This is a genomic window from Bradyrhizobium murdochi (assembly GCF_000472965.1).
Lineage (GTDB): Bacteria > Pseudomonadota > Alphaproteobacteria > Rhizobiales > Xanthobacteraceae > Bradyrhizobium > Bradyrhizobium murdochi.
In genome coordinates, this window is record NZ_AXAU01000009.1 from 95,653 (window position 1) to 119,304 (window position 23,652).

Annotated in this window: 25 protein-coding genes; 14 read left to right on the forward strand and 11 right to left on the reverse strand. The window is 63.1% G+C overall.

The genetic code is table 11. The annotated features are described in order from the left end of the window. Positions 1-89: 89 nt before the first annotated feature. From flgH to flgF, 4 genes are read right to left on the reverse strand one after another with little or no spacing between them, the layout of a single operon-like run. Positions 90-842 carry a flagellar basal body L-ring protein FlgH gene (flgH, locus tag YUO_RS0118480; RefSeq protein ID WP_028348631.1) on the reverse strand — a complete coding sequence of 251 codons (753 nt, stop codon included), beginning with the start codon at positions 840-842 and terminating at the stop codon, positions 90-92. A 5-nt stretch (positions 843-847) separates the two neighbouring features. Continuing rightward, the gene (gene flgA / locus YUO_RS0118485; protein ID WP_035727004.1) at positions 848-1,930 is read right to left on the reverse strand and encodes a flagellar basal body P-ring formation chaperone FlgA; all 1,083 of its coding nucleotides are present in this window, start codon (positions 1,928-1,930) and stop codon (positions 848-850) included. 10 nt (positions 1,931-1,940) lie between these two features. Then, complete coding sequence (gene flgG / locus YUO_RS0118490) at positions 1,941-2,729, reverse strand: flagellar basal-body rod protein FlgG (protein ID WP_028348633.1); 789 nt, start codon at positions 2,727-2,729, stop codon at positions 1,941-1,943. An 18-nt stretch (positions 2,730-2,747) separates the two neighbouring features. Next, on the reverse strand, positions 2,748-3,512 hold the full coding sequence (gene flgF / locus YUO_RS0118495; protein WP_028348634.1) for a flagellar basal-body rod protein FlgF: 765 nt from the start codon (positions 3,510-3,512) through the stop codon (positions 2,748-2,750). A gap of 386 nt (positions 3,513-3,898) precedes the next feature. Between flgF and fliL the strand changes: the two genes are divergently transcribed. From fliL to YUO_RS0118515, 4 genes are read left to right on the forward strand one after another with little or no spacing between them, the layout of a single operon-like run. After that, a complete protein-coding gene (gene fliL, locus YUO_RS0118500; RefSeq protein ID WP_028348635.1) occupies positions 3,899-4,390 on the forward strand; it encodes a flagellar basal body-associated protein FliL in 492 nt (163 codons plus the stop codon). 18 nt (positions 4,391-4,408) lie between these two features. Then, complete coding sequence (gene fliM, locus YUO_RS0118505; protein ID WP_028348636.1) at positions 4,409-5,611, forward strand: flagellar motor switch protein FliM; 1,203 nt, start codon at positions 4,409-4,411, stop codon at positions 5,609-5,611. Further along, positions 5,608-6,045 carry a DUF6468 domain-containing protein gene (locus YUO_RS0118510; protein ID WP_028348637.1) on the forward strand — a complete coding sequence of 146 codons (438 nt, stop codon included), beginning with the start codon at positions 5,608-5,610 and terminating at the stop codon, positions 6,043-6,045. Before fliM ends, YUO_RS0118510 begins: the two co-directional genes overlap by 4 nt. Continuing rightward, positions 6,042-6,824 (forward strand): MotE family protein, encoded by a 783-nt coding sequence (locus YUO_RS0118515; RefSeq protein WP_028348638.1) that lies wholly within the window; start codon positions 6,042-6,044, stop codon positions 6,822-6,824. The genes YUO_RS0118510 and YUO_RS0118515 overlap by 4 nt, the downstream gene beginning before the upstream one ends. A 39-nt stretch (positions 6,825-6,863) precedes the next feature. Here the strand turns inward: YUO_RS0118515 and YUO_RS41030 are convergent, their stop codons facing one another. Both YUO_RS41030 and YUO_RS0118525 read right to left on the reverse strand, forming a co-directional pair. Beyond that, positions 6,864-7,307 (reverse strand): hypothetical protein, encoded by a 444-nt coding sequence (locus YUO_RS41030; protein ID WP_375293125.1) that lies wholly within the window; start codon positions 7,305-7,307, stop codon positions 6,864-6,866. A gap of 5 nt (positions 7,308-7,312) precedes the next feature. Then, complete coding sequence (locus tag YUO_RS0118525; RefSeq protein ID WP_028348639.1) at positions 7,313-7,534, reverse strand: hypothetical protein; 222 nt, start codon at positions 7,532-7,534, stop codon at positions 7,313-7,315. A gap of 387 nt (positions 7,535-7,921) precedes the next feature. On the opposite strand from YUO_RS0118525, the gene YUO_RS0118530 reads away from it, so the two are divergent. From YUO_RS0118530 to YUO_RS41040, 3 genes are all read left to right on the forward strand, one after another. Next, positions 7,922-11,680, forward strand: a complete 3,759-nt coding sequence (locus YUO_RS0118530) for a tetratricopeptide repeat protein (protein ID WP_035727007.1) — start codon at positions 7,922-7,924, stop codon at positions 11,678-11,680. Between the two features lie 142 nt (positions 11,681-11,822). Further along, a complete protein-coding gene (locus YUO_RS41035; RefSeq protein WP_051379501.1) occupies positions 11,823-13,142 on the forward strand; it encodes a hypothetical protein in 1,320 nt (439 codons plus the stop codon). 132 nt (positions 13,143-13,274) lie between these two features. Next, positions 13,275-13,625, forward strand: a complete 351-nt coding sequence (locus YUO_RS41040) for a DUF1488 family protein (protein ID WP_083754627.1) — start codon at positions 13,275-13,277, stop codon at positions 13,623-13,625. A gap of 33 nt (positions 13,626-13,658) precedes the next feature. Here the strand turns inward: YUO_RS41040 and YUO_RS0118545 are convergent, their stop codons facing one another. Beyond that, the gene (locus tag YUO_RS0118545) at positions 13,659-15,053 is read right to left on the reverse strand and encodes an FAD-binding oxidoreductase (protein ID WP_028348641.1); all 1,395 of its coding nucleotides are present in this window, start codon (positions 15,051-15,053) and stop codon (positions 13,659-13,661) included. A gap of 649 nt (positions 15,054-15,702) precedes the next feature. Here YUO_RS0118545 and YUO_RS0118555 point away from each other — a divergent pair. Further along, the gene (locus YUO_RS0118555; protein ID WP_028348643.1) at positions 15,703-15,930 is read left to right on the forward strand and encodes a hypothetical protein; all 228 of its coding nucleotides are present in this window, start codon (positions 15,703-15,705) and stop codon (positions 15,928-15,930) included. A 217-nt stretch (positions 15,931-16,147) separates the two neighbouring features. Here YUO_RS0118555 and YUO_RS0118560 read toward each other — a convergent pair whose 3' ends face one another. The 4 genes from YUO_RS0118560 to YUO_RS0118575 form a co-directional block, all read right to left on the reverse strand. After that, positions 16,148-16,474 carry a copper-binding protein gene (locus tag YUO_RS0118560; RefSeq protein WP_028348644.1) on the reverse strand — a complete coding sequence of 109 codons (327 nt, stop codon included), beginning with the start codon at positions 16,472-16,474 and terminating at the stop codon, positions 16,148-16,150. A gap of 160 nt (positions 16,475-16,634) precedes the next feature. Beyond that, positions 16,635-17,621 carry a GGDEF domain-containing protein gene (locus tag YUO_RS0118565; protein WP_028348645.1) on the reverse strand — a complete coding sequence of 329 codons (987 nt, stop codon included), beginning with the start codon at positions 17,619-17,621 and terminating at the stop codon, positions 16,635-16,637. A 222-nt stretch (positions 17,622-17,843) separates the two neighbouring features. Further along, a complete protein-coding gene (fliP, locus tag YUO_RS0118570) occupies positions 17,844-18,599 on the reverse strand; it encodes a flagellar type III secretion system pore protein FliP (protein ID WP_028348646.1) in 756 nt (251 codons plus the stop codon). Further along, positions 18,596-19,630, reverse strand: coding sequence for a flagellar biosynthetic protein FliO (locus YUO_RS0118575; protein ID WP_028348647.1), 1,035 nt, complete (start codon positions 19,628-19,630; stop codon positions 18,596-18,598). Before YUO_RS0118575 ends, fliP begins: the two co-directional genes overlap by 4 nt. Before the next feature lie 435 nt (positions 19,631-20,065). Here YUO_RS0118575 and flgB point away from each other — a divergent pair, with 435 nt between their 5' ends. The 6 genes from flgB (at position 20,066) to flhB (ending at position 23,613) form a co-directional block, all read left to right on the forward strand. Then, on the forward strand, positions 20,066-20,476 hold the full coding sequence (flgB, locus tag YUO_RS0118580) for a flagellar basal body rod protein FlgB (protein ID WP_028348648.1): 411 nt from the start codon (positions 20,066-20,068) through the stop codon (positions 20,474-20,476). 26 nt (positions 20,477-20,502) lie between these two features. Beyond that, complete coding sequence (gene flgC, locus YUO_RS0118585; RefSeq protein WP_028348649.1) at positions 20,503-20,928, forward strand: flagellar basal body rod protein FlgC; 426 nt, start codon at positions 20,503-20,505, stop codon at positions 20,926-20,928. A gap of 16 nt (positions 20,929-20,944) precedes the next feature. Continuing rightward, positions 20,945-21,256 (forward strand): flagellar hook-basal body complex protein FliE, encoded by a 312-nt coding sequence (gene fliE, locus YUO_RS0118590; RefSeq protein WP_028348650.1) that lies wholly within the window; start codon positions 20,945-20,947, stop codon positions 21,254-21,256. Between the two features lie 138 nt (positions 21,257-21,394). Further along, entirely contained in the window at positions 21,395-21,658 is a 264-nt protein-coding gene (gene fliQ / locus YUO_RS0118595) for a flagellar biosynthesis protein FliQ (RefSeq protein ID WP_028348651.1), read from the forward strand. 14 nt (positions 21,659-21,672) lie between these two features. Next, a complete protein-coding gene (gene fliR / locus YUO_RS0118600) occupies positions 21,673-22,443 on the forward strand; it encodes a flagellar biosynthetic protein FliR (protein ID WP_028348652.1) in 771 nt (256 codons plus the stop codon). A gap of 96 nt (positions 22,444-22,539) precedes the next feature. Then, positions 22,540-23,613: a flagellar biosynthesis protein FlhB gene (gene flhB / locus YUO_RS0118605; RefSeq protein ID WP_028348653.1), complete on the forward strand. Its 1,074-nt coding sequence runs from the start codon at positions 22,540-22,542 to the stop codon at positions 23,611-23,613. The last annotated feature ends 39 nt before the right edge of the window (positions 23,614-23,652 follow it).

Sequence of the window (23,652 nt, forward strand, 5' to 3'; positions counted from 1 at the left end):
ACGGCCTCCGCCAGGGGAGCTGACGGAGGCCGCGTTGATACACTTCATCGCGCCTAGGTTCGCGATGGAGTGTGGGAGCTCGGAAGAAACTAGAACGGCAGCAGCACGTCCATCACCTGTTGCCCGTAACGGGGTTGCTGCACGTCGGTGATCTGGCCGCGGCCGCCATAGGCGATGCGGGCCTGCGCGATCTTGGTGGAATCGATGGTGTTGTCGCTCTGGATGTCTTCGGGGCGGACAATGCCGGCGACGATCAGTTCGCGGATTTCGAAGTTGACGCGGATTTCCTGTTTTCCCTCGACCACGAGATTGCCGTTCGGCAGCACCTGCGTCACGACCGCGGCAACCGTGGTCTGCAGGGCTTCCTGGCGGTTGACCGAGCCCTTGCCGTCGCTCGATGACGTCGAGTCCGTGGTCAGGATCTTGCCGGGCAGGATCTTGTTTGCCTGCGTGATCGTGCTTGACCCAATGAAATCGGTGATCCCCGAGTCTTCCTTGGCGGAGCGGCTGCGTTGGGTCTCGTTGGACAGGTTGGCCCTGTCGGTGATGTTGACTGTCACCGTCAACAAATCGCCGACGCGCGCCGCGCGCTGATCCTTGAAAAAGGCACGCGAGCCATTCCGCCACAGCGAGTTGGCGTTATAGGAGGCCTGCTCCGGCTTCGGCATCGGCATCTGCACCGGCTTGTAGCCGGGCTGCGTGGTCGGGTTTTCGATCTCCGTCAGCTTCGGCTTTTCGCCGATCTGCGACAGACGGTCGATCGAGGAGCAACCGCTCGCCAGGGCGGCCAGCGACAGCATGGCGGCGGAGAGAGCGAGGCGGTTGAGACGGGGGACTGACATTTACATTACTCGGCTTTTGGAGCGACTGGCGAACTGACGGTAGCTACGGCGACGGGTGCGGGTGCTTTGCCGAGCGAGGAGGTGGCATCGCTGGTCTGCGGCAGGCGAGACGCCGGTGGTGAGATCGAGACCTGCCCACGGCCAGTCACGGTGCCGGACACCGTGCGCTTCGACTGCAGGTTCATGACGGTGACGACGTCGCCTTCGGTGCCGCTGTCCAGCGCCTTGCCGCGCATGGTGAGGTAGATTCCGGGCGTCTCGTAGATCAACATCACGTTCTGGTCGCGCTGTACCAGATCGGGCTTGGCGAGATCTGCGGTCCTGATGGCCTGGCCGGCGCGGAGCTGGCGGCGGGCCTGCATGCCCACAGCGCGATCGCGCGCGGCGGCATCAGGGCCGACTTCCGCTTTCGGGCGGCGCTCGATCACCACGTCGGACGATTTCAAGACCTCATTGCGCTCGACGTTGCGCGCCAGCACCGCGGCCTCGACGGTCTCGATCGCCGTGCCGGTAAAACGCAGCTTGGCAGCAGCGGCGCCGTTCTCGTTGGCGATCTCAAAGGTGACGTCGAAGCGGCCGTTGCGGTTGTCGTAGCGCACGGTGGTCGCCTGCAGGCTGCCGCTGAAGCCGGCATCCAGCCTGACGTCGCCGGGATCGCGGTCGAAAGTCATCGACAGATTGGCCGCGTCCCCGAGACCATTGCGGCGCTCCAGCGCGCGCGCCACCTGCAGCTCGATGTCCTTGCCTTCGAGCGTGCGGGCCAGACGCGTTACCGAAATTTCCCTGAGGTCGCGGGTATCGACGCCGATCACGTGATGGGCACGGAGGGTGTTGAGCACCTGCGCTACCGGCAGCGAGCCGGTGGTGCCGAGATCCGGGGCGCGATAGATCGCGATCTGCGCGGCGCTGCCGGCGTTGTCGATCACGTCGCCGATCCGCACAAGGTCGCCCGATACCTGCACGTTGGCACGCAGCACGGGCGCGGCGATCACGTTGCGGTTCGCGAAACTTTGCTGGGTCTGCGCGACAGCAGCCGTACTCGATGCGGCGATCAGGTCGGCGGCCAGGAGGAGGGCGCGGGCGATCATGACCAGTCCTTTAGCGGAACATGTTGGAGGTGGATTGCAGCATCTGGTCGGCCGCGCTGACGACCTTGGCGTTCATCTCATAGGCGCGCTGGGCGGCGATCAGGTCGGAGATTTCGGTCACCACCTCGACGTTGGCTTGTTCGAGGTTGCCCTGCTGCATGTCGCCAAAGCCGTCGGTGTTGGCGACGCCGTCCTGCGGCGTGCCGGAGGCCGGGGTGTCCGTGAATAGATTGTCGCCGATCGGATTGAGGCCGGCCTTGTTGATGAAGCGCGTCAGGCCGATCTGGCCGACGAGCGTCGGCGTGGTCGAGCCCGGCAGCATCACCGTGAGCTGGCCCTGCGCGTTGATGGTGATCTGCGAGGAATTCTGCGGGATCGTGATCGTCGGCTGCACCGGGTTGCCCTGGGCGGTGACGACGCGGCCTTGCGCGTCCATCATGAACGAGCCGTCGCGGGTGTAGGCATAGGTGCCGTCGGGCACCTGGATCTTGAAGAAACCTTCGCCGCGGATCGCGACGTCGAGATCGTTGCCGGTCGGCGACAGTGTGCCCTGGCCCATCAGCCGCGGCGTGCCGACGGTCTTGACACCGCCGCCGATGTCGACGCCGACCGGCAGGATGGTGCCCTGGTCGGAAGCCTGCGCGCCGACGCGGCGCACATGGTCATAGATCAGGTCCTGGAACGCCGCGCGCTGCTTCTTGTAGCCGGTGGTGCGCATATTGGCGATGTTGTTGGAGATCACCTGAACGTTGAGTTCCTGTGCCGCCATGCCGGTCGCTGCTGTGTAAAGTGCGCGCATCGATCTATGCCTTAAGCGTTATGCCGGAACGTCGGCGAGTTTCTCGACTGCGGTTCGGTGCAGGTCGTGCTGCTGCTGCAGCATCGCCGAGATCTGCGTGTAGGTGCGCGTGATCTCGATCATGCGGCTCATTTCGTGGACCGAATTGACGTTCGACTTTTCGATGAAGCCCTGGCGCACCCGCGAAGTGGTGTCGGGCTGGGCGGCGACGCCTTGGCCCGCCGAATAAAGATTGCCGCCTTCCTTGACGAGCTTCTGCGGGTCGGCAAAGGAGACCAGCCGCAGCTTGCCGCGAATGGAGTCGGTGCTGCCGGTGCCCTCGAGGACCGTGATATTGCCGTCGGCGGCGATGTTGATCGCCTTGTCGGTCGGCTGGAACACGATCGGACCGGAGGTCCCCAGCACTGGATCGCCACTCGCGGTCACAAGTTGGCCCTGGTTGTTGATCTGCAGGCCGCCGTCACGGGTGTAGCGCTCGCCGGCAGCCGTCTGCACCACCAGAAAGGCGTTGCCGTCGATTGCGACGTCGAGCGGGTTCTTGGTCTGCTCGGAGGGGCCGGCCGAGAAATCGTGGAACGTGGCGCGGTCGTGCACGAAGGAGACGCGGCGGTCGGCGCGCACGAAATTGTCTTCATGCGCCGGCGAGCGCAGATATTCCTCGAACAACGACCGGTCGGCCTTGAAGCCCGTCGTGTTGATGTTCGCGACGTTGTTGGCGACGACATCCAACTGCCGTTCCAGCGTCATCTGCCGCGAAAGTCCGACGAGAAGCATATTCTCCATCGGTGGTTCTCCCCTTGATCGATCCGAAGCAGGCTCTCCCAAGCCCGTGGTCCGGATCCGTCGTAAACCTTTGGGCTCTCCCAAGCCGGCGGGTCACGCCATTTACTCAGCGAAAGCCGTGCCAAGTCCGGAAGGGCTGATTTTTTAAGGGGTTAGGCATTTTTCTGCGGGCGGAAGGGGCGGCAGAAAGGTCTTGTTGACCATGTTTGCCCGGCAGATTTTTCCCAGTTGGGCGCGAATGGAAAGGTTCCGTTAACCATTATTACCCTAGCGTTGCACGTGTAGAGGGCGCGTGTGCGCTGGCGGCTTTTGTTTCGCGTTGTGGGGGCATCGTTACCCAGGCTGGTGGCAACCGCGTTCGTTCCCAGATGGAAGCGGGCGGGGCAATGGCTGACAACGAGCAGGCGGAAGGCGCAGACGGCGCAGAAGCCGCATCGTCGAAAAAGGGCAAGCTCAAGCTGATCATTGCCGTCGCCGGATTCGTCGCCATCCTTGGCGCCGGCGCCGGCTGGTTCTTCCTGATGCGCGGCCACGGCGAGGAGAAGCACGCCGAAGCGCCGCCGCTGAAGCCGCCGTCCTTCGTCGAAGTGCCCGATATGATGGTCAACCTGGTCGGCGCCCCGGGCGAGCGGGTGCAATATCTCCGCGTCAAGGTCGTGCTCGAGATCAAGGAAGAGAAGCAGGTCGAGGCGATCAAGCCGAACCTGCCGCGCGTCACCGACCTGTTCCAGACCTACCTGCGCGAATTGCGTCCCTCCGACATCAACGGTTCGGCGGGCCTGTTTCGTCTCAAGGAAGAGCTGACCAAGCGCGTCAACAACGCGGTGGCGCCGCAGCAGGTAAGCGCCGTCCTGTTCAAGGAAATCGTCGTGCAGTGATGGGGCGGATCTAGCATCATGGCCGGCAACCAAGACCAGATGGACCAGGACGCCATTGCCGCGCAATGGGAAGCATCGCTGGATTCCGAAGATCCCGCGGCGGCTGCGGAAGAGGCTGCCGCCAATGAGCTCTCCGAGAGCATGGCGCTGCAGTGGGCGGCCATGGTCGAGGATGGCGGCCGCGAATTCGGCAACAAGAATTCCGGCGAGCGGGTTCTGTCGCAGGAAGAAATCGACAATCTGCTCGGCTTCACCGTCGGCGATGTCAATCTCGACGACCATTCCGGCATTCGCGCCATCATCGATTCCGCGATGGTGTCCTACGAGCGTCTGCCGATGCTCGAAATCGTGTTCGACCGCCTGGTGCGGCTCATGACCACGAGCTTGCGCAACTTCACGTCCGACAACGTCGAAGTCTCGCTCGATCGCATCACCTCGGTCCGCTTCGGCGACTACATGAACTCAATTCCCTTGCCGGCCGTGCTCAGCGTGTTCAAGGCCGAGGAGTGGGAGAATTTCGGCCTTGCGACGGTCGATTCCAGCCTGATCTATTCGATTATCGACGTGCTGCTCGGCGGCCGCCGCGGTCAGACCTCGCTGCGCATCGAGGGCCGGCCCTACACCACGATCGAAACCAACCTCGTCAAGCGGCTGGTCGAGGTGGTGCTTTCAGACGCCGAGCAGGCGTTCCGGCCGCTGTCGCCGGTGACGTTCTCGATCGACCGGCTGGAAACCAATCCGCGCTTTGCCGCGATCTCCAGGCCAGCCAACGCCGCGATCCTGGTGCGGCTGCGCATCGACATGGAAGACCGCGGCGGCAACATCGAACTGCTGCTGCCCTATGCGACCATCGAGCCGATCCGCCCGGTTCTGCTGCAGATGTTCATGGGCGAAAAATTCGGCCGCGATCCGATCTGGGAAGGGCATTTCGCCACCGAAGTGGCGCAGGCCGAGATATCGGTCGATGCCGTGCTGTATGAAGCCGACATTCCGCTCAAGCATTTGATGAAGCTGAAGGTCGGTGACACGCTGCCGCTGGAGATGCGGCCCGATGCGCTGGTGTCGGTCCGCTGCGGCAACGTCACGCTGACCGAAGGGCGGATGGGCCGGGTCGGCGATCGCGTCGCCATCCGCGTCACCAAGCAATTGCGCAAACCGAACACCACCTTCGCGATGTTCGAGAAGGCCGACGAGCAAACCAAGTTGATGGAGGCACAATGAGTCATTTCCTTGGCATTGTAATCGAGAGTCTGGTGGCGGTTTTGCTATTGCTCACGATCGGTTACTGCATGCTGCTCAACAAGCGGCTGAAGCGGCTGAAGGCGGACGAGCATTCGCTGAAAGCCACGATTGCGGAACTGATCACGGCAACCGAAATCGCCGAGCGGGCGATCGGCGGCCTCAAGCACACGGTGCGCGACGTCAACGAGAATCTCGGCAGCCAACTCGCCGCCGCGACCCAGATGGCGGGGCACCTGAAGGGCATGCTCGCCGAAGGCGACGGCGTCATTCGACGGCTGTCCAAGATCGCGATCGCGGCGCGGCCCTCGCAAGAAGCCGAACCCGCAGCACCCAGGGTTTCAACAGCCAAGGCGGTAGCCGCGGCGGCTGAAGCATTCTCCGAACGCCGAAAGGCCAGTGGCCTCGCCGCATGAAGTCGTTTCGCGATATCCGTGTCATTCCGGTCGTGCTGGTCGCGATCTTCGGTCTTGCAGTGCTGAAGGTCGCCGGCCTCGTGATCGATGGCGGATACGTGTTCGATTATCAGGTCAGCCAGCCGGCCAAGCGCTCCTGGGCGCAGGACAATCTGGGCTATCCCGGCGCCCGCGGGCCGGACCCCGCCGACATCACGGGTTCGGTCAAGAAGGAGGAGAAAAAGGAGGAGGCGCCGAAGCCGGCCGCGCCGGCTACCGAGGCGCCGAAGCACGACGGTGTCGTGGTGTTTCCCGACCAGAACCCGCAATCGGTATCGCCGTCGGAGCGCGCCATCCTGGAACGGCTGCAGGCGCGGCGCCAGGAACTGGAGCAGCGCGCGCGTGAAATCGAAATTCGCGAAAGCCTCCTGAAATCAGCCGAGAAGCGCATCGAGGGTCGTGTCGAGGAAATGAAGGCCACCGAGGCACGGATCTCGACAGCGAGCGGGCAAAAGGCCGAACAGGACGCTGCCCGCTTCAAGGGCATCATCACGATGTACGAGGGCATGAAGCCGAAGGACGCCGCCAAGGTGTTCGACCGGCTGGAAATGTCCGTTCTCTACGAAATCGCCTCCCAGATTGCGCCGCGGAAGATGTCGGACATTCTGGGCCTGATGCAGCCGGAAGCCGCCGAACGGCTGACGGTCGAACTGGCCCGCCGCGCCGGCGCCGACAAATCTGCTCCCGTGGCCGAGTTGCCGAAAATCGAAGGCAAGGTCCTGCAGCCAAAGCCGAACTGACGCAGGATGCGCCGCCGGCTACTGTATTGATGCGTCCGGTCAGAACCTGCGCGGCCCTGACGAGACAAACGAGCGGTGAGCTACGGCGAGCGCGCCGCGCTCGTTTGTTTCAAGGGCGATTTTCTGCGCCAGCATGACATCGCCGGCGACGAGGTCGCCATCCGGAACAAAGCACCATTTGCAGACATGTTGGCCGGTGCCGCTGATTTCCTCGATGTTCGTCTGCGTCCCATGATGGATCCGATAGCGCGTCCCGGTGTGGCTGCCGACGACGTCGAAATATCGGAATCGCTCGTAAGAGGCCCGCTGCTTCGGCGACAGCCAATCCTTCAAGAGCGTAAGGGCTCGCGCCTCAGTCTCGAAGCGAAACGATTTGCTGCAGGAGCCGGACCGCGCCACTGCCAGCGAAAGCGCCGACAGCAGCACCGTACCGAGTAAAGCCAGCACGAACGAGCAAATCGCAAGGACGATCTGCTGGGTCACTGCCGTCAGCCGCCAACGAGACGCGGATAAAACAGCGTTTCTTCCGCCGTCGGATCGAAGGAGCGGATAACCCGTTGCTCGCCGGGTCCCGTTCGGACGGCTGCGGTAAATCCTGCGCCCGTCAATTCCATAAAGCGCCGCTCGGCCTTTTCGACCTCCGCGCGGTCATGGACGTCGAAAGTATGCCGGGTGTCGCCAGTACGATCCATCACGATCTGGGTTGCCATTTCACGCACTCCGAATTGGCTGCCTGAGGCAGGTTAGCGACCCGGGAGCGTTGGTTGATCGACTGCCGGCCCCGCTTCCCGGGTCCATTGTTTCCCTAAGACGGAACCGCCGATGTTAGTTCCAACGCTGCGTGAGATAAATAATGCGGATCAATCATGGCACGGGCGTGATGGCCCCGAGGCTCGCGACGTTTGAGCGGTGACCCCGAGAAAGGTCCGGATACCGACCCATTACGATGTGTAATTGCTCGAGGCCGCAGGCCCATCGTCCCTTCAATGAAATCAATTGGTTGACGTTAACAAAGCCTTAAGCCGGCCAATCCAAGATTCAAACGTGCGGGCGAGAGCGCTTCGCCGAAGAATTCATCGAGGCACGAGATCTTCTGGATGGGGCGAAGGGCTGCCGCTGAAACTGGGTCGCCGGGCCGTGCATTGGCGCGGGCGGCGCGGCGTTGCCTTCACAACTATCTTGGCCAGCCCCTTGCAGTTGCTTCGTTATTCGTTGGCCTGACGCTTTCGCAGCCCTGCCGGGCCGACGATCCCGTGCGGGGGGAGGCCACGTTCACGTCCGGGGGCGGCTTCGCGCGGCTGGTATTGAAACTGGCCGAGGACGTCGAATCCGACGTTTCGACCGCGGGTTCGATCATTATCATCCACTTCAAGCGCCCGGTGGATATTCCCGTCGACAAACTGTCGGACGCCGTCCCCGATTATGTCGGCTCGGCGCGGCGCGATCCCGACGGCACCGCGATCCGGCTGTCGCTGGCGCGGCGGGCAACCGTCAACACCATGACGGCGGGGCAGCGGATCTTCGTCGACTTCCTGCCCGATAGCTGGACCGGGCCGCCGCCCCCGCTTCCTGCCGCGGTCGTTCGCGAACTGGCGGAGCGGGCACGGGCCGCCGAGCGCGCGCTCCGCGCGCAGCTTGCGGTGGCGTCCGCGAAAAAGAGGCCGCCGGTGCGTGTCCGCGCCTCGGTGCAGCCGACTTTCGTCCGCTTCGTGTTCGAGATGCCCGACGGCGTCAACATCTCGTCGGTGCTGAACGATCAGAAGCTGACGCTGCAGTTCAACAGCGTGCTCAATTTCGACCTGGCGGACGCGAAGGTGGCGGCGCCGCCCAACATCGCCTCGATCAACCAGCGCGCCGACGTCGATTCTTCCGCCGTCGACATTCTGCTGATCGGCGAGGTCGACGTGCATTCCTTCCGCGAGGAAAAGAACTATGTGATCGACGTCGCCTTCCAGCAGCCGGAAAAGCCCGCGCTGGCCGAGCCGCAAGCCGCGGCCAAACCGGTCGTGCCGGCCAAGCCAGGACCCGCCTCGCGGATCGCGCGCGACAAGGCCCTGAAGGAATCGCCGCCACCACAGCAGCCGGCCGAGATTCCGCCCGTCACGTCGGAGATGATTGCCGAACAGGCCAGGATCGAAATCAAGCCCGCGCAGGTGAACGAAGCACCGGCCGCTGAGGAGGCGGCAATGCCCGGCCTCGAAAAGGCGCCGCCGGCCAATGGCAACACTATCCCTCCGACCGAGAAGATGGCCGCCGCACCGGAAAAGACGTCGCCTCCGGCGGCAGTCGCGAAAGCGGCGCAGCCCGCCGAACCGGTGCAGGCCGCCGCGGCGGAAGCGCCAAAGCCCGTGGCATCCAAGCAGACTCAGTCTTCCGCGGAGCTGCCGGAAAGTGGTGCCAAGGACAAGACCCCCGCCGTCGAGGCAAGGCGTGACAGTGACGGCTTCCGCGTGACGTTCTCCTTTGCCGCGCCGACCCCGGCTGCGCTGTTTCGCCGTGCCGACACGGTATGGCTGGTATTCGACCAGACCAAGCCGGTCGATATCGAGCCGATCCGTAACAAGGGCGGCGCCATCATCGGCGATGTCAGCCGGCTGCCGCTGGAAAAGGGCCAGGCCATCCGCATCCGCCTCAACCGGCCGCAGATCCCTTCGCTCGAAAGCGAAGGCCGCGCCAACGGCGCCGAGTGGACGCTGACCTTCGCCGACCGCGGCCAGACACCGCCGCTGCCGCTGATGGTGCTGCGGAATATTACCGATCCCGCGCTTGCCAATGTCACCGTGCCGCTGGCCAATCCCGGCGCGATGCACCGGCTGGTCGATCCCGACGCAGGCGATACGCTGTGGGTCGTGACCGCGCCGCCACCGACCCGCGGCCTTATCAAGCGGCAGGATTTCGTCGAACTGTCGCTATTGGAATCGGTGCACGGCGTGGTCGTTCATCCGAATTCCGATGACATCAACGCCGAGGTCGGCGCCGACAAGGTGATGCTCGGCCGGCCCGGCGGATTGACGCTGTCATCCGCCGACGTCGCGGCTGAACGTGCCACCGCGGCGGTCAGGCCGCTGTTCGACGCCGATGAATGGCGCAAGAACCGGGAAGAAAAATTTCTTGCCCGGCTGGATGCGCTGATCAAGGCCGCGGCCGCCGCAGGCCCTGAGCAAAAGACACACGCTCGCCTCGAACTTGCGAATTTCTACATGTCGCGCGGCATGTATCAGGAGGCGAGAGGGGTGACCAACCTCATCCTCTCCGAAACCAACCCGGGGAACGAAGACGGCACCGTGCTGATGGTGCACGCGGTCGCCAGCATCTTGATTGGCCATCCCGAACACGCGCTGAAGGACCTTGCCAATCCGGCGATCGGCAACGGCTACGATTCCCAATTGTGGAAAGGGTTCGCCTTCGCCCGCCAGGAAAAATGGGTGGACGCGCGTGAAAAGTTCAAGAACGCCGAATTCTCGATCGCCGCGCTGCCGCTGGAACTGCAGCGCATCATCATTACCGACGCGATGCGGGCCTCGCTCGAGGTGAAGGATTATGGCGGGGCCTCGCGGCGGCGCAGCGAGTTGGAAGTGGTCGGCATTCCCAACGAGATGAAGCCCGAGATCGCCGTGCTGCGCGGGCGTCTTGCCGAGGCCTTGGGGCACGACAAGGACGCGCTCGACGCCTACAGGTTCGCGGCGCAATCCAGCGACCGGGAGGCGTCGGCGGAGGCGAGGCTGCTGCAGGCCCTGCTGCGGCACCGGCGCGGCGAACTCGGCCAGGCCGAGTTGATACGCGAACTAGAGACCTTGTCGGTAATCTGGCGCGGCGACGCGATCGAGTTGAAGGCACTGAACAAGCTGACGCAGCTCTATGCCGAAAACGGCCGCTATGCCGAGGCACTCTCCGCCGCCAAGACCGCGACGAAGCTGCAGCCCAACTCCGAGCTGTCGCGGCAAGGCCAGGACGCGGCGTCCGCGCTGTTCGCGGACCTCTATCTCGGCCAGAAGGGCGACGACATGAAGCCGGTCGATGCGCTCGCCATGTTTTATGAATATCGCGAATTGACGCCGATCGGCCGGCGCGGCGATGAAATGATCCGGCGCCTCGCGGACCGGCTGGCTGCCGTCGACCTGCTCGACCAGGCCGCCGAACTGTTGCAGTATCAGGTCGACAAACGCCTGGAGGGCGCCGCGCGCGCGCAGGTGGCGGCCAGGCTTGCCATGGTCTACCTGGCCAACCGCAAGCCGGACCGGGCGATCACGGCGCTGCGCCTGACGCGGATCTCCGATCTGTCCGGCGAATTGCGTCAGCAGCGGCTACTCCTGGAGGCGCGGGCGCAGAGCGATGTCGGTCGCCATGACCTCGCGCTCGATATCATCTCCAACCTCACCGGCCGCGAAGCGATCCGGCTGCGCTCCGACATCTATTGGGCGTCGCGGCAGTGGCGGGAGGCTTCCGAACAGATCGAATTGTACTACGCGGACCGCTGGCGGGACTTCAAACCGCTGAATGCCGCCGAGAAGAGCGACATAGTCCGTGCCGTGGTTGGCTATGCGCTGGCCGAGGACGCGATCGGCCTGGCGCGGTTTCGCGAGAAATACGCGCCCCTGATGATCGGCGAGGCCGACCGGTTCGCGTTCGAGACCGCGAGCAAGCCGGCCGCTTCCAACAGCGCCGAGTTCGCTTTGATTGCCAAGATGGCCGCCAGCGTCGACACGCTCGACGGATTCATCCGTGAAATGAGGATCCGCTTCCCGGATGCCACCGCCCGCGCGCCGCTGTCGCCGGAAATCTCCAGGGGCGAGCCGGTTCACACCGGCGCCTTGCCGCCGATTGCCGGCCTCAGGCGGATCGGCGCGGCAAGATAACGCCAACTTCGTTCCCCAGTGAATTGCTCGCAGTTAGAAGTCGGAGACGGTTTGCTCGCCCGAGCACCGATGCATTTTCGGTGACGTGGACCCAAGGCCCTCTCGGCACGTTATCGCAGGGCAGGGTCGGTCGAAGCCAGCCATGGAAACACTTGAGGCCTATCTCGACAGGAAATACGAGGAAATCACGTTGCTGAACGGTTTCCTCGACACTCCTTTGGCGCTGCGGCATCCGACCTCGGTGATCGAGGTGATTGAACAAAAATTTCACATCGCCGCAGCTCTGAAGGCCCAGCATGCGCTGCACGATTGGGCGTTCACGGAAACAGCCTGGGCACATCCGGGCCGGCTGCGCGCCGGGCCGTTCACGTTCAGCTACGATTATCAGCGTGCAGACCTCGAAGTGCGCGGCCCATCCTTTTACCAGTTCGACCATTCGACGTCGGCGAACCAGACCATCTATACGTCCTCGGGGATGGCGGCGATATCGGCACTGCTGCTGGCCTTCGCACGCTTGGCATCTGAGGCGGACATCCTGGTTTTGCCTGGCGCCTATGGCGAGACCCTGGAGCTCATCGAAAATCATGCACGTCAGTTTCGCTTGGTCCCGCTGAAAAGCTCTCCCGACGAGGTTGCCTTTTGTGGTGATCGACCGCGAATTCTTCTGTTCGATTCATGCGCACCCGCTGCCGCATTCGAGGCGACCCTCCATTGTGCAAGGCCGCGCCTCGATCTCGTGATTTTCGACACGACCTGCTTCTCGACGGGCTCGGGGCGGATCCGCCGGGTTGTGAGCTGGGCGCGACGTTGGAAAGTCCCGATCGCGCTGGTGCGCAGCCATACCAAGCTCGACTCCCTCGGGGTGGAGTACGGCCGGCTTGGCTCGGTGGTTTTCGTCGCTTGCGAAGAGCACGTCGCCCCGGCCAAGCAGGAGCGGCTGGAGGACCTCGCCAACGAAACGCGCAATGCGGTTCGACTGTTCGGCGGCGCGGCGGTGCCTGCGCATTTCCCGCCCTACGTCGGAACGAAGGCCTATCGGGCTCTGACTGACAGGCGGATGGCGGCCATTTTGCGCAACAGCAGGCGGACGGCGCGATGCTTTGCATCCGGGCTTGCCGGCTCGTCGGCGGAGCTGCATTTCGCGCACGGTCTCTATGTCACACTGGCGCCGAAGCGAATGCTCGACGAGAAGCAGACGAAGCAAGTGGCGGCGGATTTGTGCGACGACTTGAGAAGTGCCGGATTGCCGCTGCGGCATGCGGGGAGTTTCGGCTTCGATTTCGGCGCAGCGGAGTGGTTTCGTGATACCTCATGCAATCGCCACGTGGTCAGGATCGCGGTACCCGATCTTCCGACGCTGCTGTGGGACCAGGTCGCTCGAGCTGTGGTGGAATGGTGGTCGACGCACGAGGGGGAGCCTCAACAGCCATACCGCGCAGACGACCACGCCCATTCCCAATGAGCCCGAGGACGTAGCGAGGTAGTGGATTTGGCCGCAGCTTCGGCCAATTTTTGACGTGTTGGCGCATTACGAAAGCTCTAGCGCCTCTTAACGCGCTTCCAGCCACGCCTACCCTTCAAAGCAGATCGTCGGATGCCGTTGACCCGGGACAGAATTGTTGGACATGACAGAGAACGCCTTGCGTTCAAGTTCACCATGCTGAACGATGGCGAGACGGTCGAATGCCAGATCAGCGATGCTGCGATGGATGAACTCGGAGGTGTCAGGGGCACCGAGAGCATCGCAAGGCAGGCGCAGTTCGTGGCCTTGCGCGACGCCGTGGAGGAGATCGCGTCCGATCTCTTCGACAAGCTGCCGCCAGTCAAAGGCCGCGTCATCCGGATATTCACCAAGCATATCCCGACACAGCCGGCTCCGGACAACTTGCCACCCGGGCCGCCACCTGCTTCTGCGGCCGACGATCACCTCGGCATCAGTTCGTAGACCTGACGCTCGATAAGCGATCGCCAAACGCCTTCACACCGTAAAAATTCGCCCCGGGTTCAGGATGTTCTTCGGGTCGAGCGCGCGCTTGAGTGTGCGCATGGTTTCGATCTCTTCTTCGGTGCGACTCATTTTCAGATAGGGGCGCCTGAGGATGCCGATGCCGTGTTCGGCCGAGATCGAGCCGCCGAACTCGCCCGTGAGGTCGTAGACCAGCTTCTCGAACTCATCGTGCTTGTCAGGCGTATGTTCGTGATACACGCTGGGATGCAAATTGCCGTCGCCGACGTGTCCCATCACGATGGTGAAGGCTTGCGGATCGATCGCTTTGACGCGTGCATCCAGCGTATCCGCATATTCCTCCATCCTGTCGATGGCCACACTGACATCGAACCCCATCCGTGCCGTGAATGGAAAGCTGCGACCGAGTTCGACGCTGGAATCGCGGATGCGCCAGATCGCAGCCACGGACGCGTTCGAGGTCGAAATCGTGGCGTCGAGGATCAAATTATCTCCCATCGCCGTCTCCAGCATCTTCTCGAGGCCGTCCCGAATGCGTTCAGCGTCGCTTCCTGAGGCCTCCAGCAGCACATAGAAGGGATGGTGGGTCGGCAGCGGGCCAACCACTCCCTTCACACGCTCGACGGTCTGGCGGTAGTAGGCATTCCACATCACCTCGAACGCGGTCAGATCGCCGCCGAGCGATTTTCGCGCCAGCTTCAGGAATGCCATGACCTGGCCGAACGAGGGCAGGGCGCACAGCGCCACCTGCCGCTCCGCTGGCGCCGGAAAGATGCGCAGCGCAGCACGCGTCACGACGCCGAGGATGCCTTCGCTGCCAATGAAAAGCTGCTTTAAGTCGATGCCGGTGTTGTTTTTGATGTATTTGCGCAGGCCCTTCAGCACGGTGCCGTCGGCTGTGACGACCTCAAGGCCGAGAATCAGGTCACGAGTCATGCCGTAACGGATGACACGGTTGCCGCCGGCATTGGTCGAGATGTTGCCGCCGATGGTGCAACTGCCGCGCGCGCCGAGGTCGAGCGGAAACATCAGGCCGTCCTGCTCGACCCGCTCCTGCAGTTTTTGCAGCGGCGTGCCGGCTTGCACGATGGCGACGCCGGCTGAGGCATCGACCTCTTCGACGCTGTTCATGCGCTCCATCGACAGCACGATTTCGTTCGTATTCGGCAGCGCGGCGCGCACCAGCCCGGTCATGCCGCCCTGCGTCGTAACTGGTACGCCTTCGCGGTGACAGAGCCGCAGAAGCAGGGAGACGTCCTCCGTCGTTCTGGGGCGGACGACTGCGCGCGGTTTGGGCACCGGATTGCCGGTGAGGTCGTGGTGATAGCGCGCGTCGATGTCAGCGCCTGATAGCACCGCGCCCTTGCCAAGCGCGTTGTGCAGTTCGTCAATGAAGCCCTCGGACATGCCCTGCCTCTTCTTCATGTGGAGTTTGGCCGAAGCTATACATGCGGCATTCCTGAGATGAAACCCGGTCCAGCCGCAATCGCGGCGTTTTTCAGGAATTAGGAAAGTCGCGCTCTGAAGCCGGCGATCAGTGTGGTTGTCGCCGGGGGACCCTGTGCGGAGCCTTCTTGCTGCGCGACTTCGGCATCGGCGGGGTGACGGTAGGGCTGATGGTGGGGCTGTCTTGCCGCTCGGGCTCGATCGAAGTGATCTGGTTGCAGGTGTCGCACTTATAAACGTAGACGAGAGGACGCAGTCCGATCCGGGGCAGCTTTCCAATCTGGACCGTGCCACCGCCGCAGATCTCGCAGCGCGGCGGCAGGCCGGTTTCTGAAGGCTGGGCGGGCATATCGAACTATCGCTGAAGCAGCAAACGACTCAATTCAGCAATGCTGGTTGCCGATTGCATCCTAATCGTGGACAGAAAGTCCGTAAGACTACGAGGTTGTGCCACTCATTCGCCGCCGGCGTCCGTTTTTGCCACCAAATCGACCCCACCCGGGCATCCAACCAACACACTGCAGGGTGCAAACTCGCAACGCTGGCGCGTCACTCCATGGAAAGTCCACCGGACCGAGTCCGGTCGGATTGCATTTGTGAGGCGTGCAAAATGTCTTCCACCAACGGTCGCGACACATCGATACGGGCAGCGCTGGCGGCTGTAGAGGCCGCCGCGTCCCGCCCATCGCCTGTCGACAGATTTAATATTGATCGGGAAGGGCCGGCGAAACGCGCCGTCAAACTCGAGGCGCTGCGGCAACGATTCCAGAAGTTGAACGAGTATTGCGACGAGGCGGCCGCCGAAATTCGCGCTTCGCTCGAGCGCTCGGCGCGCTAGCGGGTGATTTGCGGCAGATCAAGGCAGACCTGCCGGATTGCCCTAAGGTGCGTTTCATGCCGAGCGGCCCCTTGATCCGGATGGGGCGGCTCAGGTGACGAGGCCCGGACTCCCAAGCAAAATGACGTTTCGAAGAAACGTCATTTGCCCTGGGGCACTCCGGGCCTCGCTGTTTTCGATCGAAGCAATGCATCACAAAGTGGGATGCTGCTTCGCCTCACTTCTTCTCGATCTTCGTGACCGCGTCCGTCTTGTCAATTTTCGTGATGGTCTTGGTCCCCGGCGTGTCGTTTACGGCGAAGGTGACCCTGTCGCCAGCGTGCAGCGCGTTCAGCCGAGAGCCATCCTGGATCTTGAATTCTTCGGCTGCAGCGCCGGTATTCGCGCCGGTGGTGCCTTCAGGCATATCCCTGATTGTGATGGTGCCGCTGATCCGGTCTATTCTCGTCACCATTCCCGTACGCGGTTGCTGGGCAAGAGCCGCCGACGTACCGGCGATGCTGAGGGCCGCGGCGGCAGCCATAATCATCCCTGCGATCTTCATGGAATACTCCCGGCTGTAGGGCGTCCACGATAAGCCGGGATTGCGGCAATAGTTCCGCGCCGGAGCGGGATAGCGACTTTTTCTCCCGTACGAATTAAGGCAACTCTGCAAACGACACAGGACGAAGGCGCGGTTCTGCTTAATCAGAACGGATAAAGCCTTAGGCCGCGCCGGCCTCGGGCTCGAGCTCGAGCTCGGTTTCCGTCACCGTGCGGTTGCGGCCGAGTCGCTTGGCTCGATAAAGCCCGCGGTCGCAGCGCTCGATCATGGCTTCCGCGGATTCGGCGAGGCGGAATTGTGACACGCCTATTGATACCGTAATGCTGCCGATCTCCTTGCCCGTCGCACGGCGTGTCAGCTTCGCTTCGGCAATGCGCCGGCGAATGCGTTCGGCAACGGCCGTGCAAGCCCGCAGATCGGCGCCCGGCAGCACCGCGATCAACTCCTCGCCGCCGTAGCGGGCGGCGAGATCGACTTCGCGAACGCCTTCCTGCAAGACCTTGGCGACCAGCCGAAGCACCTGATCACCGACCTGGTGGCCATAATCGTCGTTGAATTTCTTGAAGTGATCGATGTCGATCAGGAAGACGCTGAGCGGCTCGTCCTTTTCCATCGCTGCGATCTGGGCGAGGCGAAGGAATTCATCCATCGAGTGGCGGTTGGCCAGCCCGGTCAGCGCATCGGTGTTGGAGCGTTGCTCGGCCGCTTTGAGCGAGTCGCGGATGCTATCCAGTTCCTCCGACGTGGCGGCGAAATTCGCCTCCAGCTTGGCGGCCCGGGCCGTCGCCTTTGACAATTCATCAACCAGTTTTGCAATGATCGCCCGGGGATCGCCGGTAGCAGCGGCCTCGGAAGACACTTCACCGAGCGCCTCGATGTGGCTGCGGTTGTCGGTGACGGCAGTGTTGAGGAATTGCTGCGCGGTCTCGATCAGCCCGCCCAATTGATCGGGAAGGTCGCCAAACGGATCGGCACCGGCTTGCGCCACATAGGTGATATAGAGTTCGTGGTTGGTTGCCGCGTCGAATTTGCGCTTGCCCGCAATCAGAATGTCGATGGTCTTTCGCAGCGCCAGCGAACTGCCCAGGGAATATTCGAACCAGACGGCGAAATTGGTGGGGGTGGGAGGGACCGACTGCTGCGACATCAACCGCATAGCCCGGTCGGCAATCGTCGTGGCGTATTCGGCGTCCATGTCGCCGATCGGCTGGCCTGCCATTTCTAATCCGGTGATGCGTTTGGTAAGTCAGTTCCTGGCATCCATTGTGCACGAAGGAACTAACCTCACCTTAAATTCCCTGCGAAACTCCGCTGCAAATACGTAACTAATGTTGACCTATTTGCACGCGGAACCGGCAGAAATCGGCCGCTAACTCCCGCCGTAGCTCTGCACCAGGCTTCCTGCCACCAGCGACCAGCCGTCCACCAGCACGAAGAAGATCAACTTAAACGGCAGCGACACCACGACCGGCGGCAGCATCATCATACCCATCGACATCAGGACGGATGCGACCACGAGATCGATGATCAGGAAGGGGAGAAACAGCAGGAAGCCAATCTCAAAGGCGCGTTTCAGTTCGGAGATCATGAAGGCCGGGACCAGAATCCGCAGCGACAGGTCTTCCGGCGTCGCCGGCGGCGGCTCGCCGGAGAGGTCCACGAACAGCTTCAGATCCTTTTCGCGGACATTCTTCTGCATGAAGCCGCGCAGCGGCACGGAGGCCTTTTGCAGCGCTTCCTCGACGCCGAGTTCATTGGCGACCAGGGGCTTGATGCCCTCGTCATAGGACTTCTGCAGCACCGGCCCCATCACGAACGCGGTCAGGAACAGCGCAAGCGCAATGATCACAGAATTGGGCGGGGCGGTCGCGGTGCCCAGCGCCGTGCGCAGCAGCGACAGCACGACGACGATCCGTGTGAACGACGTCATCATGATCAGGATCGAGGGCGCGATCGACAGCACCGTCAACAGCGCGATCAACTGGATCGCGCGCTCGGTCACCCCGCCGCCGCCCTGGCCGAGATTGATGCTGATGTCCTGCGCCAGCGCCGGATCGGCGAGCGATCCGGCGATGGTCAGGATTAAGAAAAATAAAACTCTACGCGGAGAAGTCGCCGGCCTCACGAAGGGTTCTTCGGACGGCCCAGCAATGACGCCATCTCGTCTTCGAGATTCTCGAAGCCGCTCTTCTGCGGAGCGGGTGTGGGAGCGGGGGGTTCGCTGCGGGAGGTACGGGCAGGCGGCGTTTCCGGCGCTACCGGCGGCGCCACCGGTTCGGCCGGCCGGCGCAGGGCGGCTTCCAGCCGCTGCGCCATCTCGGCCAGATTCTGGTCGGCGCTCGACGGCGCGGGGGGTGGAGGCGGCGGCGGCGCGGCGGCGCGTTCAGGCGCTCGAACCGGCGCCTCGCGAACCGCAGGTACCTCGCGGACAGGCGGCGCCTCACGGCCTGTCGGTGCCTCGCGGAGCGACGCTGCCTCACGGACCGGCGGCGCCTCACGAGCTGGCGGCGCCTCACGGACCACCGGCGGTGCCTTGGGCAACTCACGCTGCGGCAACTCGCGCTGCGGCCGCGGCATCAGCGGTTCGGTGCGGGTCAGGCGCGGCGGGGCCGCTTCGGGACGACCGGTGATCGATTCCGGCGCAAACCCCGTCAGTGGATCGCTGCGACGCTCCGGCGGCGGCGCGGGCCGGCGGAGATCGTCTGCGAAGGAGGGACGTGCGGGGCGCGGCGGCGGCTCCGGCATTTGCGGTTCGGCGTGATGATCGAAGCCGTCCGTCGGTCGCAAATCGGCTCTCGCCGCTTCCTCGCTCCAGGCGGCATCGGGCAGCGGGGCAATCCGCGGCGGCTGCTCGCCGACCGCCGGGCGCGGCGCCATTTGATCGCGGTTGGGCATTGCGCGCACGATGTTGGGTTCGACCACGATGTCGCTCGGACCGCCGATCATCAGGAGATGCTCGACATTGTCGCGCCGTACCAGCACGAGGCGCCGGCGGCCGTCCACGGCGGCGGCGTCGATCACGGCAAGCCGCGGCATCCGCCCGCGCTGGGTGTTGGCGCCGAGGCGGTTGTTGGCGAAGCGACGGACCAGCCATGCGGCCACGCCGATCAGCGCCAGAACGGCGATGAATGCGAAGAGGAATGTCAGTGTCTGCATTCTTTAGTCCCCGGCCACGGGCCGTTCTCTTGCTGCTGGCTTCGACGAGTGCGGTCTTAGGTATTCCTGTCCGAGCATGTTCCCTTTGGGAAAGCGGTTCCCGTTTGCCGGATCATGCCCTGAGCGATCCGCACCCGGCGAATCATGCCCGAGATCAGCCTTATTTCTTAATCCCCACGGCGAGCGCCGCCATCCGGGTTAATTAATAGACCAAGAATCGTTTGACCCAAAACGACTTCTGAGCGCCCCACGCCGGGTTGGTTGCTGCTGGTTAACGCAGTTTTCGTGGCAAAAATGCGCTCGTTTCGTCGCTGTCAGCGGGTATTGGCCGACGTGGACGGCCGCCAGGCGTGATCTTAACCAGCTGTTAACCATACACCGGGCAAATTCTGCCTACCTCGCGGCGTCTGCCAGAGGTTAACGGGGAACAGCTCGATGGCCATCAACGATCTTCCGATCCTGTCGGCGCTGCGCACCAAGATGCAGTGGCACCAGGAACGCCAGCGGGTGCTCGCTGAAAACGTATCCAACGCAAACACCCCGAATTTCAGGCCGAGCGACCTGGTCGAGCCGAAATTCGACAACAAGGGCACCGATGTCGGCGGCGCGATGGGCTCGCTCGCCATGCTGCGCACCAGTGCCACCCATATCGGCGTCTCCGGCGGCCGCCAGAGCTTCAGGGGGGACGGCGGCAGGAGCGGCTTCCTGACCAAGCCTGCCGGCAACTCGGTCAATCTGGAAGACCAGATGCTGAAGGTCTCGGCCAACCAGATGGATTACGCGGCTGCCACTTCGCTCTACAGCCGCAGCCTCGGCCTGCTCAAAACCGCCATCGGAAAGCGCTGACGCGGCGCGACTAGGAGAACCGGATCATGGCAGATGATGGAAGCGATTTCGCCCGCTCGATGAGCATCGCGACCTCCGGCCTGCGCGCACAGGCGGGGCGGATGCGGGTGATCTCGGAAAACATCGCCAATGCGGACTCGACCGCGCCATCGGCGGGCGGCGATCCCTATCGCCGCAAGGTGCCGACATTTTCCTCGGCGCTCGACCGCACGCTCGACGCCCGCGTGGTGACGCTCGGCAAGGTCAGGGCTGACCAGTCGGCGTTTCGCGTCAAGCACGAGCCGAGCAATCCGGCGGCGGATGCTGCCGGCAACGTCAAGTATCCGAACGTCAATCCGCTGGTCGAAATGACCGATATGCGCGAGGCGCAGCGGTCCTATGAAGCCAACCTCAACATCATCAGCGCCACGCGCCGCATGATTCAACGCACCCTCGACATCCTCAAGGCCTGAACAGGAACCATAGAAAATGGCTTCACCGACCGTTGCAGCAAACGCCTACGCCGCGCTTTCGCGCATCATGGAATCCGGCGGCGCCGAGAAGGGCGGCCAATCCACCGGCGGCCCGTCCTTCAGCGCGCTGCTCAAGGACGCGGTGGGAAGCGTGCTGGATGCCGGCAAGAAATCCGACGCTCAGACCATGGCGATGACCGCGGGCAAAGCCAACGTCATGGACGTGGTGACGGCGGTGGCGGAGACCGACGTCGCGGTCTCCACGCTGGTATCGGTGCGCGACCGGGTGATCCAGTCCTACGAAGACATCATGAAGATGCCGATCTGAGGAGGCGAATGGCGAGTAGGGAGTAGCGAGTAGGGACGGGGTGTCGTGAACCATTCGCTACTCGCCATTCGCCACTCGCGAGCGGCGGCCTCTCTGTTTGAGAGATATGAAGAAGACAACTGAGAGCGAGAACCAAACATGACCGGTGCCGAAACCCTTGACGTGGCGCGCGATGCGATCTGGACCATCGTGGTGGTGTCGTCGCCCTTGATGGCGATTGGCCTGGTGGTCGGCGTCGTGGTGTCGCTGTTCCAGGCGCTGACGCAGATTCAGGAACAGACGCTGATCTTCGTGCCGAAGATCCTCGCAATCTTTGTCACGCTGCTGCTTGCGCTGCCGTTCATGGCCGATTCGCTGCACGGTCACATGATGCGGATATCGTCGCGAATCATAGGCGGTTGATGCATTGTGGATAAATGCGCGTCGACATATCGCTGCTGCCGGCCCTTGCCGCCACCTTCATGCTGGTGTTCGCCCGCGTTGGGGCCATGGTGATGCTGTTGCCGGGGTTTGGCGAGAGCAACATCCCGGTGCGCGTCAAGCTCGGCATTGCATTGCTGTTGACGTTGATCATCCTGCCGCTGCACCGCACCGCTTACCAGGTCGACCTGACCTCGATGACGGCGATCGGGGTGCTGCTGGTGCACGAGATCGCCATCGGCATCGTGCTCGGCGCCACGGCGCGCGTGACGCTGGCGGCGCTTGCGGTGGCAGGCTCGGTAATCGCCCAGCAGCTCGGCCTCGGCTTCGTCACCGCCGTCGATCCGACGCAAGGACAGCAGGGCGTGCTGATCGGCAACTTCCTCTCCATTCTCGGCATGACGCTGCTGTTTGCCACCGACACCCATCACCTCGTCATTGCGGCGCTGAACGAGAGCTACCGGGTATTCTCGCCGGGCGAGCTGATGCCGAGCGGTGACGTGGCGGCGCTTGCCACGCGCGCCTTCGCGACCGCCTTCAAGATCGGCATACAGCTCTCCGCGCCGTTCCTGGTGTTCGGCCTCGTCTTCAATATCGGCCTCGGCGTGCTGGCGCGGCTGATGCCGGCGATGCAGGTCTATTTCGTCGGCGTGCCGCTGTCGATCATGGTGGGCTTTCTGATCTTCGCCCTCGTCCTCACCGGAATGATGGCGACTTATCTCAACTACTTCATCGGCGTGATGCACGAATTGACGCCGCTGAGATAGAGCATGATCCGGAAAAGTGGGTGCCGGTTTTCCCTCGCGACAAACGTGGAACGCGTTTGCGCGGAGATCATGCTCAAACAAAACTAGAGCGCCACGATGGCCGACGATACCGACGACAAAACAGAAGACCCTACGCAAAAACGTCTCGACGATGCGCTGGCCAAGGGCGACGTTGCCAAGAGCCAGGAGGTCAACACCTGGTTTATCATCGCGGGCGGCACGCTGATATTATCGACGTTCGCGGGATCGATCGGCGGCGGCATTCTGATGCCGCTGCGCAACCTGATCGCCAATGCAGGCCAGCTTCGCGCCGACGGCGCAGCGCTGCTCGCGCTTGGCAACACGCTGGGCTATGCCGTGCTCGGCGCGATCGGCGTGCCGCTGCTGATGCTGGCGCTTGCCGCGATCGCCGGCAACATGATCCAGCACCGGCTGGTGTGGTCGTCGGAATCGCTCAAACCGAAGTTCAGCAAAGTATCGCCCGGCGCGGGGCTGAAACGCATCTTCGGCAAACAGGCGGTGGCGAACTTCGCCAAAGGGCTGTTCAAACTGATCGCGCTCGGCTCCGTCATGACGGCGGTGCTGTGGCCCGAGCGTCATCGGCTGGAATCGTTCCTGATGTTCGATCCTTCGGCGATCCTCGACGTTACCACCAACCTGACGCTGCAATTGATGGGCGCAGTGGTGGCAATGCTGGCGGCCGTCGCGATCGCCGATTACTTCTTCCAGTACCGGCAATGGTACACGCGGCAGAAGATGTCGTTGCAGGAGATCAAGGACGAGTTCAAGCAGTCCGAAGGCGATCCCCACATCAAGGGCCGTATCAGGCAGTTGCGCGTGCAGCGGATGAAGAAGCGCATGATGGCCGCCGTTCCCAACGCCAGCGTGATCATCACCAACCCGACCCACTATTCGGTGGCGCTGTCCTACGATCGCGGCATGTCGGCGCCGGTTTGCGTCGCCAAGGGCGTCGACAACATCGCGTTCAAGATCCGGGAGATCGCCAAGAAGCACGACATACCGATCGTGGAGAATGTGCCGTTGGCGCGCGCGCTTTACGCCACCGTCGATATCGACGAGGAGATTCCGGTCGAGCACTATCACGCAGTGGCCGAGATCATCGGCTATGTCATGCGCCTCAAGAACGGGTTTGCTAGCCGAGGAATGTGAGGGGAACCGCTGGAAAAACGCCTTGAAATGCCTTCAACC

Excerpts from the sequence above, each read along its gene's own strand:
- fliE (WP_028348650.1), top strand. The coding sequence starts at position 20,945 with ATGGCTTCACCGACCGTTGCAGCAAACGCCTACGCCGCGCTTTCGCGC.
- flgA (WP_035727004.1), bottom strand. The coding sequence starts at position 1,930 with ATGATCGCCCGCGCCCTCCTCCTGGCCGCCGACCTGATCGCCGCATCG.
- YUO_RS0118525 (WP_028348639.1), bottom strand. The coding sequence starts at position 7,534 with ATGGCAACCCAGATCGTGATGGATCGTACTGGCGACACCCGGCATACT.
- fliL (WP_028348635.1), top strand. The coding sequence starts at position 3,899 with ATGGCTGACAACGAGCAGGCGGAAGGCGCAGACGGCGCAGAAGCCGCA.
- YUO_RS0118575 (WP_028348647.1), bottom strand. The coding sequence starts at position 19,630 with ATGCAGACACTGACATTCCTCTTCGCATTCATCGCCGTTCTGGCGCTG.
- flgC (WP_028348649.1), top strand. The coding sequence starts at position 20,503 with ATGGCAGATGATGGAAGCGATTTCGCCCGCTCGATGAGCATCGCGACC.
- flgG (WP_028348633.1), bottom strand. The coding sequence starts at position 2,729 with ATGCGCGCACTTTACACAGCAGCGACCGGCATGGCGGCACAGGAACTC.
- flhB (WP_028348653.1), top strand. The coding sequence starts at position 22,540 with ATGGCCGACGATACCGACGACAAAACAGAAGACCCTACGCAAAAACGT.
- YUO_RS41040 (WP_083754627.1), top strand. The coding sequence starts at position 13,275 with ATGCCGTTGACCCGGGACAGAATTGTTGGACATGACAGAGAACGCCTT.
- YUO_RS0118545 (WP_028348641.1), bottom strand. The coding sequence starts at position 15,053 with ATGTCCGAGGGCTTCATTGACGAACTGCACAACGCGCTTGGCAAGGGC.
- fliM (WP_028348636.1), top strand. The coding sequence starts at position 4,409 with ATGGCCGGCAACCAAGACCAGATGGACCAGGACGCCATTGCCGCGCAA.
- YUO_RS0118565 (WP_028348645.1), bottom strand. The coding sequence starts at position 17,621 with ATGTCGCAGCAGTCGGTCCCTCCCACCCCCACCAATTTCGCCGTCTGG.
- YUO_RS41035 (WP_051379501.1), top strand. The coding sequence starts at position 11,823 with ATGGAAACACTTGAGGCCTATCTCGACAGGAAATACGAGGAAATCACG.
- flgF (WP_028348634.1), bottom strand. The coding sequence starts at position 3,512 with ATGGAGAATATGCTTCTCGTCGGACTTTCGCGGCAGATGACGCTGGAA.
- YUO_RS0118555 (WP_028348643.1), top strand. The coding sequence starts at position 15,703 with ATGTCTTCCACCAACGGTCGCGACACATCGATACGGGCAGCGCTGGCG.
- YUO_RS0118530 (WP_035727007.1), top strand. The coding sequence starts at position 7,922 with ATGGGGCGAAGGGCTGCCGCTGAAACTGGGTCGCCGGGCCGTGCATTG.
- flgH (WP_028348631.1), bottom strand. The coding sequence starts at position 842 with ATGTCAGTCCCCCGTCTCAACCGCCTCGCTCTCTCCGCCGCCATGCTG.
- fliR (WP_028348652.1), top strand. The coding sequence starts at position 21,673 with ATGCGCGTCGACATATCGCTGCTGCCGGCCCTTGCCGCCACCTTCATG.
- YUO_RS0118510 (WP_028348637.1), top strand. The coding sequence starts at position 5,608 with ATGAGTCATTTCCTTGGCATTGTAATCGAGAGTCTGGTGGCGGTTTTG.
- fliQ (WP_028348651.1), top strand. The coding sequence starts at position 21,395 with ATGACCGGTGCCGAAACCCTTGACGTGGCGCGCGATGCGATCTGGACC.
- flgB (WP_028348648.1), top strand. The coding sequence starts at position 20,066 with ATGGCCATCAACGATCTTCCGATCCTGTCGGCGCTGCGCACCAAGATG.
- YUO_RS0118515 (WP_028348638.1), top strand. The coding sequence starts at position 6,042 with ATGAAGTCGTTTCGCGATATCCGTGTCATTCCGGTCGTGCTGGTCGCG.
- YUO_RS0118560 (WP_028348644.1), bottom strand. The coding sequence starts at position 16,474 with ATGAAGATCGCAGGGATGATTATGGCTGCCGCCGCGGCCCTCAGCATC.